General features: G+C 62.4%; 15 protein-coding genes. 10 read left to right on the forward strand and 5 right to left on the reverse strand.

Translation table 11 applies throughout. From position 1 onward, the window contains the following. Positions 1–9 precede the first annotated feature (9 nt). Together HBO23_RS14035 and HBO23_RS14040 are read right to left on the reverse strand one after the other, a co-directional pair. Entirely contained in the window at positions 10–879 is an 870-nt protein-coding gene (locus tag HBO23_RS14035; protein WP_017137771.1) for a sugar phosphate isomerase/epimerase family protein, read from the reverse strand. A gap of 27 nt (positions 880–906) precedes the next feature. Then, complete coding sequence (locus tag HBO23_RS14040) at positions 907–1,071, reverse strand: rubredoxin (RefSeq protein WP_016968943.1); 165 nt, start codon at positions 1,069–1,071, stop codon at positions 907–909. Positions 1,072–1,229: 158 nt separating this feature from the next. Here HBO23_RS14040 and HBO23_RS14045 point away from each other — a divergent pair, with 158 nt between their 5' ends. The 4 genes from HBO23_RS14045 (at position 1,230) to HBO23_RS14060 (ending at position 6,178) form a co-directional block, all read left to right on the forward strand. Continuing rightward, positions 1,230–2,639, forward strand: coding sequence for a PLP-dependent aminotransferase family protein (locus HBO23_RS14045; RefSeq protein WP_138452299.1), 1,410 nt, complete (start codon positions 1,230–1,232; stop codon positions 2,637–2,639). A 116-nt stretch (positions 2,640–2,755) separates the two neighbouring features. Next, on the forward strand, positions 2,756–3,496 hold the full coding sequence (locus tag HBO23_RS14050) for a response regulator (protein ID WP_170038555.1): 741 nt from the start codon (positions 2,756–2,758) through the stop codon (positions 3,494–3,496). Beyond that, positions 3,493–4,800, forward strand: coding sequence for an ATP-binding protein (locus HBO23_RS14055; protein WP_017137768.1), 1,308 nt, complete (start codon positions 3,493–3,495; stop codon positions 4,798–4,800). Before HBO23_RS14050 ends, HBO23_RS14055 begins: the two co-directional genes overlap by 4 nt. A 295-nt stretch (positions 4,801–5,095) precedes the next feature. Further along, positions 5,096–6,178, forward strand: coding sequence for an LLM class flavin-dependent oxidoreductase (locus tag HBO23_RS14060; RefSeq protein WP_169987238.1), 1,083 nt, complete (start codon positions 5,096–5,098; stop codon positions 6,176–6,178). A gap of 147 nt (positions 6,179–6,325) precedes the next feature. On the opposite strand, the gene HBO23_RS14065 is transcribed toward HBO23_RS14060, so the two are convergent. Continuing rightward, a complete protein-coding gene (locus tag HBO23_RS14065) occupies positions 6,326–7,120 on the reverse strand; it encodes a class II aldolase/adducin family protein (protein WP_170038557.1) in 795 nt (264 codons plus the stop codon). 242 nt (positions 7,121–7,362) lie between these two features. Continuing rightward, positions 7,363–8,268, reverse strand: coding sequence for a LysR family transcriptional regulator (locus tag HBO23_RS14070; protein ID WP_017137765.1), 906 nt, complete (start codon positions 8,266–8,268; stop codon positions 7,363–7,365). A gap of 225 nt (positions 8,269–8,493) precedes the next feature. Between HBO23_RS14070 and HBO23_RS14075 the strand changes: the two genes are divergently transcribed. The 6 genes from HBO23_RS14075 to HBO23_RS14100 all read left to right on the forward strand — a co-directional run bounded on the left by HBO23_RS14075 (position 8,494) and on the right by HBO23_RS14100 (position 15,328). Beyond that, positions 8,494–9,105: a cysteine dioxygenase gene (locus tag HBO23_RS14075; protein WP_170038559.1), complete on the forward strand. Its 612-nt coding sequence runs from the start codon at positions 8,494–8,496 to the stop codon at positions 9,103–9,105. Continuing rightward, positions 9,102–10,685 (forward strand): rhodanese-related sulfurtransferase, encoded by a 1,584-nt coding sequence (locus HBO23_RS14080; protein ID WP_170038561.1) that lies wholly within the window; start codon positions 9,102–9,104, stop codon positions 10,683–10,685. The genes HBO23_RS14075 and HBO23_RS14080 overlap by 4 nt, the downstream gene beginning before the upstream one ends. A 99-nt stretch (positions 10,686–10,784) precedes the next feature. Beyond that, positions 10,785–11,759, forward strand: a complete 975-nt coding sequence (locus HBO23_RS14085; RefSeq protein WP_170038563.1) for an ABC transporter substrate-binding protein — start codon at positions 10,785–10,787, stop codon at positions 11,757–11,759. 14 nt (positions 11,760–11,773) lie between these two features. Further along, positions 11,774–13,114, forward strand: coding sequence for an LLM class flavin-dependent oxidoreductase (locus tag HBO23_RS14090; protein WP_170038565.1), 1,341 nt, complete (start codon positions 11,774–11,776; stop codon positions 13,112–13,114). Next, positions 13,111–14,367, forward strand: coding sequence for an acyl-CoA dehydrogenase family protein (locus tag HBO23_RS14095; protein WP_262378187.1), 1,257 nt, complete (start codon positions 13,111–13,113; stop codon positions 14,365–14,367). Before HBO23_RS14090 ends, HBO23_RS14095 begins: the two co-directional genes overlap by 4 nt. A gap of 13 nt (positions 14,368–14,380) precedes the next feature. Next, positions 14,381–15,328: a D-isomer specific 2-hydroxyacid dehydrogenase family protein gene (locus tag HBO23_RS14100; RefSeq protein WP_170038567.1), complete on the forward strand. Its 948-nt coding sequence runs from the start codon at positions 14,381–14,383 to the stop codon at positions 15,326–15,328. Between the two features lie 56 nt (positions 15,329–15,384). On the opposite strand, the gene HBO23_RS14105 is transcribed toward HBO23_RS14100, so the two are convergent. Continuing rightward, positions 15,385–16,266 (reverse strand): LysR family transcriptional regulator, encoded by an 882-nt coding sequence (locus HBO23_RS14105; RefSeq protein WP_170038569.1) that lies wholly within the window; start codon positions 16,264–16,266, stop codon positions 15,385–15,387. Positions 16,267–16,276: the final 10 nt, after the last annotated feature.

A 16,276-nucleotide genomic window follows, 5' to 3' on the forward strand; every position in this document is an offset into this window, starting at 1 on the left:
CTGCGCCTGTCAGGCAACGGCAATTTCAGTGGTCAGGGATTCACGGTACATCAGCGCCAGGTCGGCCAGGGCGGCCTTCGCGGTCTGGTTGCGGGTTTCGAACGCCACCAGGCCCTTCCAGTTGGTTTCTACTATTGCCTGCACCACGTCGGCGTAATCACAGTTGCCGTCATGAATGCCGAAGTGCTGATCCTGCACGCCATTGTTGTTGCTGAAAGAAATGCCCTTGATCAAGTGGTGATACTTGCGCACCACGTCGGCCGGCAGGCCGTTCTCGATGTTGGCGTGGCCCGCATCCAGGAAGAAGTACACGTTGCCATGGGCCTTCAAGCGCTCGAACACAAACGCGTATTCGGCCTCATGGGTAAAGATGTAGTGGAACGGCCGGTAGTTGACGTAGTTGGACAGGTTCTCCAGGTAGATATCCGTGCCCTTGGCCTCGGCGTAGCTCGCCAGTTCCTGTACCGACTTGAGGTAGTGCTCCAGCGCAACCTTCTTGGCCATCAGCACCATTTTTGGCTCGACGATGCTGCCGCCGTGGATGATCAACGGCGCGCCCAGGCGGCTGGCGATATCAATCTCTTTTTTCACGTAGTCCACCGCCGCTGCGCGGAACGCCTCGACGTCACTGCCCAGCGGCGCCTTGAAGTTGCCGTGGAAGATCGGCGTGACGCCACTGGCCGCGATGTGCGCCTGCAGGCTCTCAATGCGTGCATCGGTCCAGTCATCGACCATCTCGCCGAACAGGCTGCCGTCGATGTACCAATGGGTGCAATCACCCTCGATAGCGGTTTGCAGGCCTTTTTCGGCGCTGAGGTATTTCTGGTGCGCCACGCCGGTACAGAACGGCACGGTGGGGTTGATCAGTTTGCTTTCCATGGAGCGATTCCTTTCGTTGATGGAGGATTAGAGTTCAATGGCCATAAAGTCGGCCTTGGTCACGCCGCAGTCAGGGCATGTCCAGTCTTCCGGCACTTCTTCCCAAGGGGTGCCGGCCGGGATTCCGTCCTCCGGAATACCCAATTCTTCTACGTACATAAAACCGCAGGGGGCGCACATATAAGTCTTCATGAGAATGCGAAATCCATTGCTCGCGTGTAAGAAACTTCGCCAGTTTCCGGCGAGATGGCGCGCAGTCTAGGGCAGCGTCATTGCACAAGGCAGGTAAAGTGGTGCCTAATCCGGCCTAACTTCACCGGTAAAAGCACCGGCAAAGACAAGGAAGGTTTATGTTTGTATCCGCCATCGCTTTTGTGGAAGGCACGCCCAAGGTGCAGCAGATCGTCGACGCCTTCAGCCAGGCCATCGAGGCCGGTGAATGGGCACCCGGCAGCAAGTTGCCGTCGGTGCGTGAGCTGACCCAGACCCTGGGCGTCAGCAAGTTCACCCTCAACGAAGCACTGGACCGCCTGCGCGGGCGCCACCTGCTGACCTCAAGCCAGGGCCGCGGCTATTTTGTGGCGATGGAAACCGCACGCCCGGCCGCCGCGACCTGGGTCGACCTGCTGCCCCAAGACCTGCTCAGCGTGCTGCGCCGCCCGCTGGTCACCGCCAGCGGCGAGCTGCGCCCCGGTGGCGGGCACTTGCCGGAGGACTGGTTGAACGGCGAGGCCATCCGCCAAACGATGCGCAGCGTGGTGCGTGCGCCGTCACTGCGCATCGCCGGCCTGGGCACGCCGGCCGGGTTGCTGCCCTTGCGCCAGGCCCTGCAACAGAAGCTGCACGGCGAAGGCTTGTCGGTACCGGTGGAACAGATCATCACCACGCCCAACACCGTGCAGGGCCTGGACATGCTCATGCGCCTGCTGGCGCGCCCCGGCGACACGGTGCTGCTGGACGCGCCGTGCTACTTCAACTTCCACGCCAACCTGGCCCTGCACGGGGTCAAAGTGGTGACCATCGAGCGGCGCCCCGACGGTTTTGACTTTACTGCCCTCGAACAGCTGCTGGCCGAGCACCGCCCCAGCCTGTACCTGACCACCAGCGTGCTGCATAACCCCACCGGCCATTCCTTCAGCCCCGGCCAGGCGTTTCGCCTGCTGCAACTGACCCAGCAGTACCATTGTCATATCGTCGAGGACGACCTCTACGGCGACCTGCACCCCAACCCGCCGCCGCGCCTGGCCGCCCTCGCCGGGCTGGATCAGGTCACCTACCTGTCCGGGTTCTCCAAGATCCTCAGCGCTAACACCCGCGTCAGCTACGTGGTGGCCGCGCCGCAATTGGCCGCCAACCTCACCAACATGAAGCTGATGAGCGGCGGCGTGACCTCGGAGCTGTTCGAGCAGATCGTCTACCGCATGCTCAGCGAAGGCAGCTACGCCAAGCACCGCAAGCGTATGGTCCAGCGTTTGATGGAGTCCGGCGGGCGCGTCGAACAATGGCTCAAGCGCTGTGGCTGCGAGCTGCCGATGGCGTATGAAGGCGGGATGTTTATCTGGGCGCGCCTGCCCAAGGGCGTAAACGGTGAACTGCTGGCCCAGGAGGCGTTGAAACGCAGCCTGGTGCTGGCGCCGGGCGCGCTGTTCGGCTACGACCCGGCGCACCTCAATTCGATGCGCTTCAATGTCGCCCACACTGATGAGCCGCGCGCCCAGCGGGTGTTCGAGGCGCTGTTGCTCAAGGCCGTGCGCCACTGATTTTTGCTTCGCCGTGTATCTGGTCAGCGCCAGATACACTGCAATACAAAGCGCACAAGGCAAAGGCTGCGGCGATGGCTAGACTGCGGCCAAGAGCATTTAACGAGGAAGGCAGCATGGATCATGTCGATCACATCCTGATCGTCGATGACGACCGGGAAATCCGCGAACTGGTGGGCAATTACCTGAAGAAAAACGGCATGCGCACCACCGTAGTCGCCGACGGCCGCCAGATGCGCAGCTTCCTCGACACCACCCCCGTGGACTTGATCGTGCTGGATATCATGATGCCCGGCGACGACGGCTTGCAGCTGTGCCGCGAACTGCGGATGGGCAAGCACAAAGCCACGCCGGTGCTGATGCTCACGGCGCGCAACGATGAAACCGACCGCATCATCGGCCTGGAAATGGGCGCCGATGATTACCTGGTCAAGCCTTTCGCCGCGCGTGAATTGCTCGCACGCATCAATGCGGTATTGCGCCGCACACGCATGCTGCCACCGAACCTGATAGTGAGTGAAACCGGGCGGCTGATTCGCTTTGGTCGCTGGCGCCTGGACACCACCGCCCGCCACCTGCTCGACGAGGACGACACCCTGGTGGCACTCAGCGGCGCCGAATACCGTCTGTTGCGGGTGTTTCTCGACCACCCGCAGCGCGTACTCAACCGCGACCAATTGCTGAACCTGACCCAGGGGCGTGACGCCGACTTGTTCGATCGCTCCATCGACCTGCTGGTGAGCCGCTTGCGCCAACGCTTGCTGGATGACGCCCGCGAACCGGCCTATATCAAGACCGTGCGCAGCGAGGGTTATGTGTTTTCACTGCCGGTGCAAATCCTCGGGGCCGAGCAATGAGGCCATGGCGGTTTGGCTGGCCGCGCACACTGGCGTCCCAACTGTCGCTGATTTTTCTGATCAGCCTGGTGTGTGCCCATGGGTTGTCATTCAGTGCGCAGTTCTACGAGCGCTATATCAGTGCGCGCACGGTGATGCTCGGCAACCTGGAAAACGACGTGTCCACCTCGGTGGCCATCCTCGACCGCCTGCCCGCCAACGAACGCGCCAGTTGGCTGGCGCGTCTCGACCGGCAGAATTACCGGTACTTGCTCAACGCCGGCGAGGCCGGTGAACCGATGACTAGCAACGATGTGCCAATGGCCGCCACCTCGATTGCGGACGCACTGGGCGAGCATTACGCCCTGACCTTTCGCGATATTCCAGGCATCCAGAAACACTTCCAGGTGCACCTGACCCTGGCCGATGGCAACCCGATCACCCTCGACGTACGCCCCGCCGCCCTGCCCGTAGCCTATTGGTTGCCGGTGGTGCTGGTGCTGCAACTGGCGCTGCTGCTCGGCTGCACCTGGGTCGCGGTGCGCCTGGCCGTGCGCCCGCTGACACGCTTGGCCCGTGCGGTCGAAACCCTCGACCCGAACGCTCACCCCACACCCCTGGACGAAACCGGCCCGAGTGAAGTCGCGCATGCCGCCGCGGCGTTCAATGCCATGCAACAGCGCATTGCCGAATACCTCAAGGAACGCATGCAGATCCTCGCGGCGATTTCCCATGACCTGCAAACGCCGATCACCCGCATGAAACTGCGCGCCGAGTTTATGGACGACAGCGCCGACCGCGAAAAACTGTGGAGCGACCTGAGCGAAATGGAGCACCTGGTACGTGAAGGCGTGGCGTATGCGCGCAGCGTTCACGGCGCCACCGAGGCCAGCCACCGCATTGACCTGGACGCCTTTCTCGACAGCCTGGTGTTTGACTATCAGGACATGCAAAAGCAGGTCAGCCTGCGCGGCAAAAGCGCGCTGATCCTCGACACCCGCCCCCACGCGCTGCGCCGCGTGTTGGTGAACCTGGTGGACAACGCCCTTAAATTCGCCGGCAACGCCGAGCTGGAAGTCGGCTCGACAGCCAATGGGCAGTTGTCGATCAAGGTGTTGGACCAAGGCCCCGGAATTGCCGAAGACGAATTGGCGCAGGTGCTGCAGCCGTTCTACCGGGTAGAAAGCTCACGCAATCGCGGCACCGGCGGCACCGGGCTGGGGTTGGCGATTGCCCAGCAACTGGCGGTGGCGATCGGCGGCACGCTGACCTTGAGCAATCGGGTTGAAGGCGGTTTGTGCGCCGAGATTCGTTTGAGTCTTTAGCGCACTGTTCTGTGGCGAGCAGGCTTGCCCTGCGTTGGGCTGCGCAGCGGCCCCTTCCAGTTGATTCACCGCGCCGTCTGAATTGGGGCGGCTTCGCCACCCAACGCAGGGCGAGCAGGCTTGCCACATTGAATGCACAGCTTTAATAAAATTTACGCATGATAATTCTGCTTTTTATAATTAGGTTAGAACCAACAGGCATTTTACAGACCCCGCCACGGCCCTTACTTTTGACCCGAGTGACCGACCCCACGCCCGGAGGAGGTGTTAATCGCGCAATCGACAAGGACAGACCATGAGCATCGAATTTATCGGTTACATCGGCGGCCATCACGCTTCCGAGATTCACCCGCGCAGCGGCCCTACCCTGCAGCCGGACTACGTCGAAACCGTGGCCCGCGCCCACGAAGCGGCCGGCTTCGACCGCGCGTTGGTGGCGTTTCATTCCAACAGCCCGGACAGCACGCTGATCGCCGCGCATGCCGCCAGCGTGACCCAAAAGCTGCAGTTCCTGATCGCCCATCGCCCAGGTTTTGCCCAGCCGACCCTGGCAGCTCGCCAGTTCGCGACCCTGGACGTGTTCAACGGCGGGCGCACGGCCGTGCATATCATCACCGGCGGCGATGACCGTGAACTGCGCGCCGATGGCAGCCATATCGGCAAGGACGAACGTTACGCACGCACCGACGAATACCTCAGCGTGGTGCGCCAGGAATGGACCCACGAGCAGCCTTTCGATTTCAAAGGCACCTACTACCAGGTCGAAGGCGCGCACTCGACGGTGAAGTCGCCGCAGCAACCGCATATCCCGCTGTACTTCGGCGGCTCTTCAGCGGCCGCGATTGCGGTGGCCGGCAAACATGCCGACGTGTATGCGCTGTGGGGCGAAACCTACGAGCAGGTGCACGAAGTGGTGACCCAGGTGCGCGCAGAAGCGGCCAAGCACGGGCGCACGATTCGCTTCAGCTTGTCGTTGCGCCCGATCCTCGCGCAAACCGAGGAGCTGGCCTGGGCACGTGCCGAGACAATCCTGCAACAGGCGACCGCACTGGCTGACAAGCAGGGCTTTGTGCGCCGCGAACCACCCAACGAAGGCTCGCGCCGCTTGCTGGCAGCGGCAGCGCAGGGTTCGCGCCTGGATAAGCGCCTATGGACCGGGATCGCCGAGTTGCTGGGCGCGCAGGGCAATTCCACTTCATTGGTCGGCACCGCCGAACAAGTCGCGCAGGCATTGCTGGACTACTACGACCTGGGTATCACCACCTTCCTGATACGCGGGTTCGACCCGCTCAACGACGCAATCGACTACGGCAAGCAGCTGATCCCGCTGACCCGCCAGCTGGTCGCCGAGCGCGAACAAGCCAAACAGGTCGCCTAATCACACCACAAAACCCATGTGAGAGCTGATCAACTGTGGGAGCTGGCTTGCCTGCGATGGCGGTGTCTCAGTCAACATCAATCTTGACTGTTACACCGCCATCGCAGGCAAGCCAGCTCCCACAGGAGTTTGGCGTCAAGCATGGGTTCAGTTTTTGTAGTCGGTATCCGTACGCTCCAACTGCCGAATCAACGCATTCCAATGCCGCACCACACCCGGCCCTGCGCCATTGCTGAACACCTTGGCCTGCTCCTCCACCTTGGCCACCACCTCTGCCGGCGGGAAGACAAGCTCGGCATTGCCGCCTGCCTGCGCCGCGATCTGGATATTGCACGCGCGCTCCAGCCCTTGCAGTTGCTGGAAGGCGTGTTCCACGCTGATACCGGCAGTCAACAGCCCATGGTTACGCAAAATCATCACACTCTTATCGCCCAGGTCAGCCACCAAGCGCTCGCGCTCATCCAGGTCCAACGCCACGCCTTCATAACCGTGGTACGCCACGCGCCCGGAGAACGCGATGGCGTGCTGGGAGATCGGCAGCAGGCCATCCTTCTGTGCCGACACCGCAATGCCGTCGCGGGTGTGAGTGTGCAGCACCGCTTGCAGGTCATGACGCGCGCCGTGGATGGCGCTGTGGATCACGTAACCTGCGTAGTTGATACCCAGGCCGGTCGGGTCGTCGACAATCGTGCCGTCGAGGTCGACCTTGACCAGGTTGGAGGCGTTGATTTCATCGAACAACAGCCCGTAGGCGTTGATCAGGAAATGCTCATCCGGCCCCGGCACACGGGCGGAGAAGTGCGTGTAGATGTGATCGGTCCACTTATACAGCGCCGCCAGCCGATAGGCCGCCGCCAGCTTGACGCGCACCTCCCACTCTTCTGGCGTGACACGCTGGCGGACGTTGCTGGAAACACTGGAAAGCGAGGTGACGCTGCTCATGGCAAAACTTCCTGGATGGCCTTAAGGACTTCCAGTCAGCCTAGGGGATGGCCAAAAATAATAAAAATCACATTTTAATCTAAGCTAATTATTATTTTTTTTTATAAAAAAACCAGCTACCACATAGATAGTTCCCACGCTGCGCGTGGGAATTCAGCCCTGGACGCTCCGCGTCCCAAAGCGTGACGCAGAGCGTCACAGGAGGCATTCCCACGCAGAGCGTGGGAACGATCAGTCTGCACTCACGCAGCGTTGCGAATCTTGTGTAAAGAGGCCGCCACCAGCGTCCCAAACGCATCCACCGGCCCTTGCAGGTTGCCCAGGAAGTGCGGGTAGATCAGCCACAAATCCATCACCGGTTTGAAGTCCTTGAGCGGCACCACCGCCAGTTGCTCAAGGTGCGCGCTGCGTTCCAGCAGCGGGCGCGGCACCAGCCCCAGGCCCAGGCCGTCCGCCACCAGGCCCAGTTGCAATTCGGTGCCAAAGGTTTCCAGGTTCACTCGCAGCGCCAAACCCTGGTCGGACAAGGTGCGCTGCAACCCGGCACGAAAACCACAGCCATCCGGGTTGAGAATCCAGCCGCCCTGGTACACATCAGCCAACTTGCAGGGCTTTTTCGGCAACTGTGCCTTGGCACACACCACCACCAACTCCATCTTGCCGATTGACTCGCCGACAATGTTGTCCGGGAAGATCTTGCCCGCCGGGAACAACGCCACTGCCGCATCCAGCTCGCCGCGCTCGATCTTGCCGACCAGTTGGCTGCCCCAACCCGTGGCGACCTGGGCGCGCAAGTCGGGGTATTCACTGCGCAAATGCTTGAGCGCATCCAGCAGCACCACATCGCCAATGGTCTGCGGCACGCCCAGGCGCAACACGCCGGTGGGCGGCGCATCGGTGGCCACCAACTCACGCAGGGCATCCATCTCGCGCAGGATCAACCGGCATTGTTCATACACCCGCGTGCCGATCAGCGTAGGTTTGAGCGGCTTGGTGTTGCGGTCGAACAGCTCCACGCCCAGCGCCTGCTCGAAGTTCTGCACGCGGCGGGTGATGGCCGGTTGAGTCAATTGCAACGACTCGGCGGCGTGGCTGATGGACTGGCAACGAATCACTTCGACAAAGGCATCGATATCGTCAATTTTCATTTGGGCCGCACATAGAGAACAGTCATTAAGATGTGTGGCAAGCATAGTTGCCACACGGCGGTCTGGATAGCCTGCGCTGTGATCGATAACGTCTAACGCTATTCAGACCGGTTCTAAATTACCTAAAGCTATAAGCTAATCATTAAAAAATAGCATATTAACTATAAACATTATGCTTATATAAACCCATCAAGCCATCCCCATAACCGCCATGATGGAATTGCCATGACCCAGTCCCGACACCCCGAAAGACTCAGAGCCTTTATAGGCGCCCTGGCGGAACTGATCGACGGCAACCCGCGCGAAGGCGACCTGTTGCACCGTGGCGGCAAGCTGTTGGCGCAACTGGTCAGCCATGACGACTGGCTGCCCGACGAGTACGCCCAACCGGATCCCGAGCGCTACCAGCAATTTTTGCTGCATGCCGATTCGCGCCAGCGTTTCAGCATCGTCAGCTTTGTCTGGGGGCCGGGCCAGCGCACGCCGATTCACGACCATCGGGTGTGGGGCCTGATCGGCATGTTGCGTGGTGCGGAGTTCTCCCAGGGTTTTGAGCGTGCGCCCGATGGCAGCCTGGTGGCCGAAGGCACACCGGTTCAACTGCTGCCCGGCCAGGTTGAGGCGGTGTCGCCCAAAATCGGCGATATCCATCAGGTCAGCAATGCCCACAGCGACCAGGTGTCGATCAGCATTCACGTGTACGGCGCCAATATTGGTGCCGTGCGCCGTGCGGTGTATCAGCCCAACGGCAGCGAGAAACTGTTTATCTCCGGTTATTCCAACGCCTACCTCCCGAACATCTGGGATTTGTCCAAAGAAAAGAGCCCTGCCCTATGACCACCGTATCGAACCGCAGCTTCGCCCAGATTCGCCAGGCCCTGTTGGACCGTGAAGAAGTCGCCTTGGTCGACGTACGCGAAGAAGCGCCCTTTGCCGAGTCGCACCCGCTGTTCGCTGCGAATATCCCGCTGTCCAAGCTGGAGCTGGAGGTGTATGCGCGCATTCCCCGTCGCGATACCCAAGTGACGGTCTATGACAATGGCGAAGGGTTGGCCGAACGTGCCGCCGCACGCCTGGTTGCGTTGGGCTACACCCAGGTCAGCTTGCTCGAAGGTGGCCTGGACGGTTGGCGCCGCGCCGGTGGCGAGCTGTTTATCGACGTCAACGTACCGAGCAAAGCCTTCGGCGAGTTGGTTGAGAGTGAGCGCCACACGCCCTCCTTGGCCGCCGAAGAAGTGCAGGCGCTGCTCGACAGCCAGGCCGATGTGGTGGTGCTCGACGCGCGCCGCTTCGACGAATACCAGACCATGAGCATTCCTACCGGCATCAGTGTGCCGGGTGCCGAACTGGTGCTGCGCGCCCGTGAACTGGCACCGGACCCGGCCACCCGTATCATCGTCAACTGCGCCGGGCGTACCCGCAGCATTATCGGCACGCAGTCGCTGATCAACTCAGGCATCGCCAACCCGGTGTCGGCACTGCGCAACGGCACCATCGGCTGGACCCTGGCCGGGCAGAAACTCGCCCATGGCCAAGCGCGCCGCTTTGCGCCGACCCGCGAAGAACACCGCCAGATCGCCGCACGGGATGCGCGCAGCGTGGCCGACAAGGCGCGGGTTGGCCGCGCCACGCTCGCCGACCTGCAACGCTGGCAGCAAGAACCCAAGCGCACCACCTACCTGTTCGATGTGCGCACGCCGGAGGAATTCGAAGCCGGCCACTTGCCGGGCGCGCGCTCCACACCGGGCGGCCAGTTGGTGCAGGAAACCGACCACGTGGCCAGCGTGCGCGGCGCGCGCCTGGTGCTGGCCGATGACGACGGCGTGCGGGCGAACATGTCCGCCTCATGGCTCGCGCAATTGGGCTGGGAGGTGTACGTGCTGGACGACCTGCAAGCGGCGAACTTCAGCGAACAAGGCGCCTGGGTAGCGCCGGTGCCGGCACCCTTGCAGGCCGAACTGATCAGCCCCCACACCCTGGCCGAGTGGCTGCCCCATGGCGACACGGCGGTGCTGGATTTCACCCCCAGCGTCAACTACGTCAAACGCCATATCCCCGGTGCCTTCTGGGCCTTGCGTGCGCAATTGGCCAACGCCCTGGCCAAGGTGCCACCCGCCGAACGTTATGTGCTGACCTGCGGCACCAGCCAACTGGCGCGCCTGGCAGTCGCCGAAGTCGAAGCCATCACCGGCAAGCCGGTATTCCTGCTGCAAGGGGGCACGCTTAACTGGATCGCCGAGAAGCTACCGCTGGAAGAAGGCGAAACCCATCTCGCGTCACCGCGTATCGACCGCTATCGCCGACCGTACGAAGGCACCGACAGCCCGAAGGAAGCCATGCAGGCGTATCTGGACTGGGAATTCGGCCTGGTCGACCAGCTGGCACGCGATGGCACCCACGGTTTCTACGTGATCTGAACCACCTTCACGCCTGCCCCACACCGGGGCAGGCCGCACCGACCCCTTGCCAGGCGGAGGTAACCCACACTTTTTCAATTTGCCTGGGATTTATCCATCATGGTCTTTAGCACGCCCTTCAAACACCTGCTGCTGAGCAGCGCCCTGGCCCTCGGCCTGATCAGCACTGCACACGCCGCCGACTTGCAACCGCTACGCGTGGCCAACCAGAAATCCACGATCAAGGCATTGCTGGAAGCCTCGGGCGAAACCAACAACGTGCCCTATCAAATCCAGTGGTCGGAGTTCCCTTCCGCCTCGCCGCTGGGCGAAGCCCTGAACGCGGGCGCCGTCGATATTGGCGCCCTCGGTGACGCGCCGTATGTGTTCGCCTTGGGCGCCGGGGCCGCGCTCAAGGTGGTCAGCATCATCCACGCCGAAGGGCGCAACACCACCGCCCTGGTGGTGCCCAAGGACTCGCCGATCAAGACGGCCGCCGACCTCAAGGGCAAAAAAATTGTCACCGGACGCGGCTCCATCGGGCACTACCTGGCGATCAGGGCCTTGGCCAGCGCAGGCCTGACGACCAAGGATGTGCAATTCATTTTCCTGCTGCCCGCTGAATCCCGGCTGGTACTCGATAACGGCACCGTTGATGCCTGGGCCACTTGGGATCCCTACACCACGGTGGTCACCTCACAAAGCCACGCCCGCGTCCTGGTCAGCGGCAAACAGTTGTTGAGCAACCACCTGTATTTCGCCGCCACCAGCCAGGCCATCGCCAACAAACGCCCGCAACTGGATGACTTCGTGGCCCGCGTCGACCGTGCCTACGCCTGGGCCAACACACACCCGGATGAATACGCCGCTGCCCAAGCCAAAATTACCGGCCTGCCCTTGGCGGTGCACCTGGAGGTGGCCAAAGACACGCAACTGAACCCCGTGGTGATTGACGACAGCGTGATCAAGGGCCTGCAAGCCACCGCCGACACCTATCAGCAAGAAGGCCTGCTGCCCAAGCGCATCGACGTGTCCCAGGGTTTCGACACGAGCTTTAACGCCGAACGTTTTCCCACTTCCCAAGCATCGCGCTAAGCAAGGAGCCGCACATGAGCACGCCACGTCATCTGAAACTGGGCGCTATGGTCCACGGTGTCGGTCACGGCTGGGGCGAATGGCGCCATCCGCAGGCGCAACCGAATGCCAGTACCAACTTTGGCTTCTACAAACAGCAGGCCGAGTTGGCCGAAAGCGCCAAGTTCGACTTCGTGTTTATCGCCGACAGCCTGCACATTCACGCCAAATCCAGCCCGCATTACCTCAACCGTTTCGAGCCGCTGACCATTCTCTCGGCCCTCGCCGCGTTGACCACCCACATCGGCCTGGTCGCCACCGTGACCGTCAGCTACACCGAGCCCTACCAGGTGGCGCGCCAGTTCGCCTCTTTGGACCATATCAGCGGCGGCCGCGCCGGCTGGAACGTGGTCACCTCCTGGCTGAGCGGCACCGCCGACAACTTCGGCAAAGCCGAGCACCCGCCCCACGCCGTGCGCTACCGCATCGCCAAGGAACACTTGAACGTGGTCAAGGGCCTGTGGGATTCCTGGGAAGACGACGCCTTTGCCTACAACAAGCAGAGCGGCGAGTTTTTCACCCCCGAGAAGCTGCATGCGCTGAACCACAAGGGCGAGTTTTTCTCGGTCAAAGGCCCGCTGAACATCGCCCGCTCGCGTCAGGGCCAGCCGGTGATTTTCCAGGCGGGCACCTCTGAAGATGGGCGCAACTTTGCCGCCGAGCATTCCGATGCGATTTTTGTGCATGTGGAGACACTCGAAGAAGCCAAGGCGTACTCGGCTGATTTAAAACGCCGCGCCAAGGGTTTTGGCCGTGATGCGGGCAGCCTGTCGATTTTGCCGGGCATTCGTCCGATTGTCGGGCGCGATGCCGCCGAGGTGGAAAGCCGCTATCAGCAGGCCGTGGATCTGGTCACCGTCGAAGATGCGATTGTGGCGCTGGGCCGCCCCTTCAACGACCACAACTTCAGCCAATACCCATTGGACGAACCCTTCCCGGAACTTGGCGACCTGGGCAGCAACAGCCAGAAAGGCGGTTCTGACCGTATCAAGCAACTGGCCAGGGACGAAGGCCTGACCCTGCGCGAAGTGGCCTTGCGCTTTTCGCGGCCCAAGCGCGAGTTTGTCGGCACTCCGGACCAGGTTGCCGATGCCATCCAAACCTGGTTCGAGTCCGGCGCCAGCGACGGTTTCATCATCAACTCGGTACTGCCCGATGGCTTGCAGTACTTCACCGAACTGGTGGTGCCGGTGCTGCAACAACGCGGGCTGTTTCGCAGCGAATACAGCGGCCAGACCTTGCGCGACAACCTGGGGCTGGAGGTGCCGACCAATCGGTACAGCGAAGTGGAAGTGCAACAGGAAGCGCTGGCATGAGTGAACCTCTCAACCGACTAGCCAAGGTGGGAGCTGGCTTGCCTGCGATAGCGGTCTCTGGGCCTGCCTTGCGGGTGGCTGATACACCGCCTTCGCAGGCAAGCCAGCTCCCACACGGGGCGGCGCAATTCGACGCCCTGCTCGAACGCCTCAGCGCCGAGCTGGCCAGCAGCGCGCACCTGTATGACGAAAGCGGCGCCTTCCCCCACGCCAACTTCAAGCGGCTGCATGAACATGGCCTGGTCGCCCTCACCGTGCCCAAGGCCCTGGGTGGGGGTGGCGCCAGCTTGGCGCAGGCGCGCAAGGCCATCAGCGCGATTGCCAGGGGCGAGCCGTCTACCGCGCTGATTCTGGTGATGCAGTACCTGCAACACACACGCCTGCAAGACAGCAAAACCTGGCCGCAGCACCTGCGCGTGCAGGTCGCCGAAGACGCCGTGCGCAACGGTGCATTGATCAATGCGCTGCGCGTCGAACCTGACCTGGGCACCCCGGCCCGTGGCGGGCTGCCGGCGACCACGGCGGTGCGCACCGCCGACGGCTGGCGCATCAGCGGCCGCAAGATTTACTCCACCGGCAGCCACGGCCTGAGCTGGTTCAGCGTGTGGGCGCGCAGTGATGATGCCGACCCGCTGGTGGGCGCCTGGCTGGTGCCGAAAAACAGCCCCGGCGTGAGCATCATCGACACCTGGGACCATCTGGGCATGCGCGCCACCTGCAGCCACGAAGTGGTGCTCGATAATGTCCTGGTGCCGCTGGACCATGCCGTCAGCGTCAGCCCCTGGAGCGCACCGCAACCTGAGCTGGATGGCGAGGGGTTCCTGTGGATGTCGGTGCTGCTGTCGTCGGTGTACGACGCCGTGGCCCAGGCGGCGCGGGACTGGCTGGTGAACTGGCTGGAGCAGCGCAAGCCGTCCAACCTCGGCGCCGCGCTGTCGAGCTTGCCGCGTTTTCAGGAAACCGTCGGCCATATCGACACCCTGCTGTTTGCCAACCGCAGCCTGCTCGAGGCCGCCGCCCAGGGCCACACGCCAGCCGCCAATGCGGCGCAGCTTAAATACCTGGTGACCGGCAATGCGATCCGCGCCGTGGAGCTGGCCATCGAAGCCTCGGGCAACCCTGGCCTGTCGCGCCATAGCCCGCTGCAACGGCATTACCGCGACGTGCTGTGCAGCCGCGTGCATACGCCGCAGAACGACGCGGTGCTGCAAGGTGTGGGTAAAGCAGTGTTCGCTCAACGTGCGCAACAATGAATAAGGAACGCTCATGAGTCAGGTGATTATCGCCAGCCAGCTGGACGAAGATTACAACCAGGTATTGCGCGAACGCCTTGCCTCGATCCACCCCCATGCCCAGGTGATCGGCGTGCCGGCCGGTGTGCCCAGCGACCTGCCGCCGCAAGCCAATATCCTGCTGCTGCGCCCTATCAATGTGCGCGGCTACACCGCGCCCGATACTCCGCCGCCGGGCTGGCCGTATGGCGCGCAGTGGGTACACCTGGTGTCGTCGGGCATCGACTTCTACCCGCAGTGGCTGTTCAACGGCCCGCCAGTGACCACCTCACGGGGCAGCGCGGCCGATAACCTTGCCGAGTTCGCCCTGGCGGCGATCTTTGCGGCGGCCAAGCATTTGCCGGCTATCTGGGTGAAGGATGCCCAGTGGACATTCACCGCGCTGCGCCCGCTCAAGGGCAGCACATTGGGCATTCTCGGCTTTGGTGCGATCGGCAAGAGCCTGGCGCAAAAAGCCCAGGCCTTGGGGATCAACGTGGTTGCGCTGCGCCAGAGCCAGGCCCCCTTTGAGGTGGACCATGTTGAGGCCGCCAAGGACATCCACGACCTGTTTGCCCGCGCCGACCACCTGGTGCTGGCGGCGCCGCTCACCGAGGCCACGCGGCATATTGTCGACCGCGATGTGCTCGGCAGCGCCAAGCCGGGATTGCACCTGATCAATATTGCGCGCGGTGGTTTGCTGGATCAGGAGGCCCTGCTGGAAGCCTTGGATAACGGTCAGATCGGCCTGGCCTCGCTGGATGTGACCGAGCCTGAGCCACTGCCGCAGGGCCACCCGTTGTACAGCCATGCGCGGGTGCGGTTGTCGCCGCATACCTCGGCGATTTCGACCAACAGCCAGCAGGAGATTGCCGATACGTTCCTGGCGAATCTGGAGCGGTATGTGCAAGGTTCAACGTTGGCCAATCTTGTCGCCCCTTGAATATGTGTGGGAGCTGGCTCCCACATAAGCCAGTCTTCACAATAGATGCGTGTGGGTCAGCAACCGCTGGCCAGGCGTTCGCGCAAAAACTCCACCAGCGCCTGCACTGGCCGCGAACTTTGCCGGTGCTGCGGGTACACCGCCGACAAGGTCAGGGCCTCGGGGGCGAAGTCGTCCAGCAGGGTTACCAAACGCCCGTCCTTCAAGGCCTCGGCGACGATAAAGGTCGGCAAATAAGTGACGCCCAACCCGGCGATCGCAGTGTCGCGCAGCAACTCGCCATTGTTTACGCGCATGCGTCCACTGACATTGAGCGCCTGCAACTTGCCTTTGAAGCGCCATTGCACTTGGCGGCCATGGCCGTAGGGCAGGCAGTCGTGGTCGGCCAGGTCTTCAGGCCTGAGCGGCGTACCCTTGGCGGCGAGGTAATCAGGGCTGGCGCAATACACTCGCTGCACACTGGCGATGCGCCGGGCAATCAGGGTTGAGTCTTCCAGCGTGCCGATGCGCAAGACCAGGTCGTAGCCCTCGCCGATCAGGTCCACCGGGCGATCACTCAAGTCGACTTCCACCGACACCTGCGGGTGGCGTTGCAGGAACTGCGGCAACAGGCAGCCCAGATGGGCCATGGCAAACGACAACGGCGCGCTGAGCCGAATCGTGCCCCGCGGTTCGCTGTTCTGGCCGGCAATGCCCTGCTCCACTTGCTCGACTTCACCGAGCAGGCGCAAAGCGGATTCGTAATAACTCTGGCCCAGTGGCGTGACGTCCAGCCGACGCGTGGAGCGGTTGAGCAGGCGTACGCCCAAACGGTCTTCCAGCTGGATCAGACGGCGGCTGACGAATTGTTTGGACAAGCCCAATTGCTCGGCCGCGGCGGTGAAGCTGCCGGACTCCATGACCTGGCAAAACAGGCGCATGTCTTCGAAGGGGTTCATTGTCGCTTCT

Origin of the sequence: Pseudomonas sp. WS 5532, from assembly GCF_012985445.1 — a bacterium.
In the GTDB taxonomy this organism is placed as follows: domain Bacteria; phylum Pseudomonadota; class Gammaproteobacteria; order Pseudomonadales; family Pseudomonadaceae; genus Aquipseudomonas; species Aquipseudomonas edaphica.

Coding starts and splice junctions, on each gene's coding strand:
- HBO23_RS14035 (WP_017137771.1), bottom strand. CDS start 879: ATGGAAAGCAAACTGATCAACCCCACCGTGCCGTTCTGTACCGGCGTG.
- HBO23_RS14040 (WP_016968943.1), bottom strand. CDS start 1,071: ATGAAGACTTATATGTGCGCCCCCTGCGGTTTTATGTACGTAGAAGAA.
- HBO23_RS14045 (WP_138452299.1), top strand. CDS start 1,230: ATGTTTGTATCCGCCATCGCTTTTGTGGAAGGCACGCCCAAGGTGCAG.
- HBO23_RS14050 (WP_170038555.1), top strand. CDS start 2,756: ATGGATCATGTCGATCACATCCTGATCGTCGATGACGACCGGGAAATC.
- HBO23_RS14055 (WP_017137768.1), top strand. CDS start 3,493: ATGAGGCCATGGCGGTTTGGCTGGCCGCGCACACTGGCGTCCCAACTG.
- HBO23_RS14060 (WP_169987238.1), top strand. CDS start 5,096: ATGAGCATCGAATTTATCGGTTACATCGGCGGCCATCACGCTTCCGAG.
- HBO23_RS14065 (WP_170038557.1), bottom strand. CDS start 7,120: ATGAGCAGCGTCACCTCGCTTTCCAGTGTTTCCAGCAACGTCCGCCAG.
- HBO23_RS14070 (WP_017137765.1), bottom strand. CDS start 8,268: ATGAAAATTGACGATATCGATGCCTTTGTCGAAGTGATTCGTTGCCAG.
- HBO23_RS14075 (WP_170038559.1), top strand. CDS start 8,494: ATGACCCAGTCCCGACACCCCGAAAGACTCAGAGCCTTTATAGGCGCC.
- HBO23_RS14080 (WP_170038561.1), top strand. CDS start 9,102: ATGACCACCGTATCGAACCGCAGCTTCGCCCAGATTCGCCAGGCCCTG.
- HBO23_RS14085 (WP_170038563.1), top strand. CDS start 10,785: ATGGTCTTTAGCACGCCCTTCAAACACCTGCTGCTGAGCAGCGCCCTG.
- HBO23_RS14090 (WP_170038565.1), top strand. CDS start 11,774: ATGAGCACGCCACGTCATCTGAAACTGGGCGCTATGGTCCACGGTGTC.
- HBO23_RS14095 (WP_262378187.1), top strand. CDS start 13,111: ATGAGTGAACCTCTCAACCGACTAGCCAAGGTGGGAGCTGGCTTGCCT.
- HBO23_RS14100 (WP_170038567.1), top strand. CDS start 14,381: ATGAGTCAGGTGATTATCGCCAGCCAGCTGGACGAAGATTACAACCAG.
- HBO23_RS14105 (WP_170038569.1), bottom strand. CDS start 16,266: ATGAACCCCTTCGAAGACATGCGCCTGTTTTGCCAGGTCATGGAGTCC.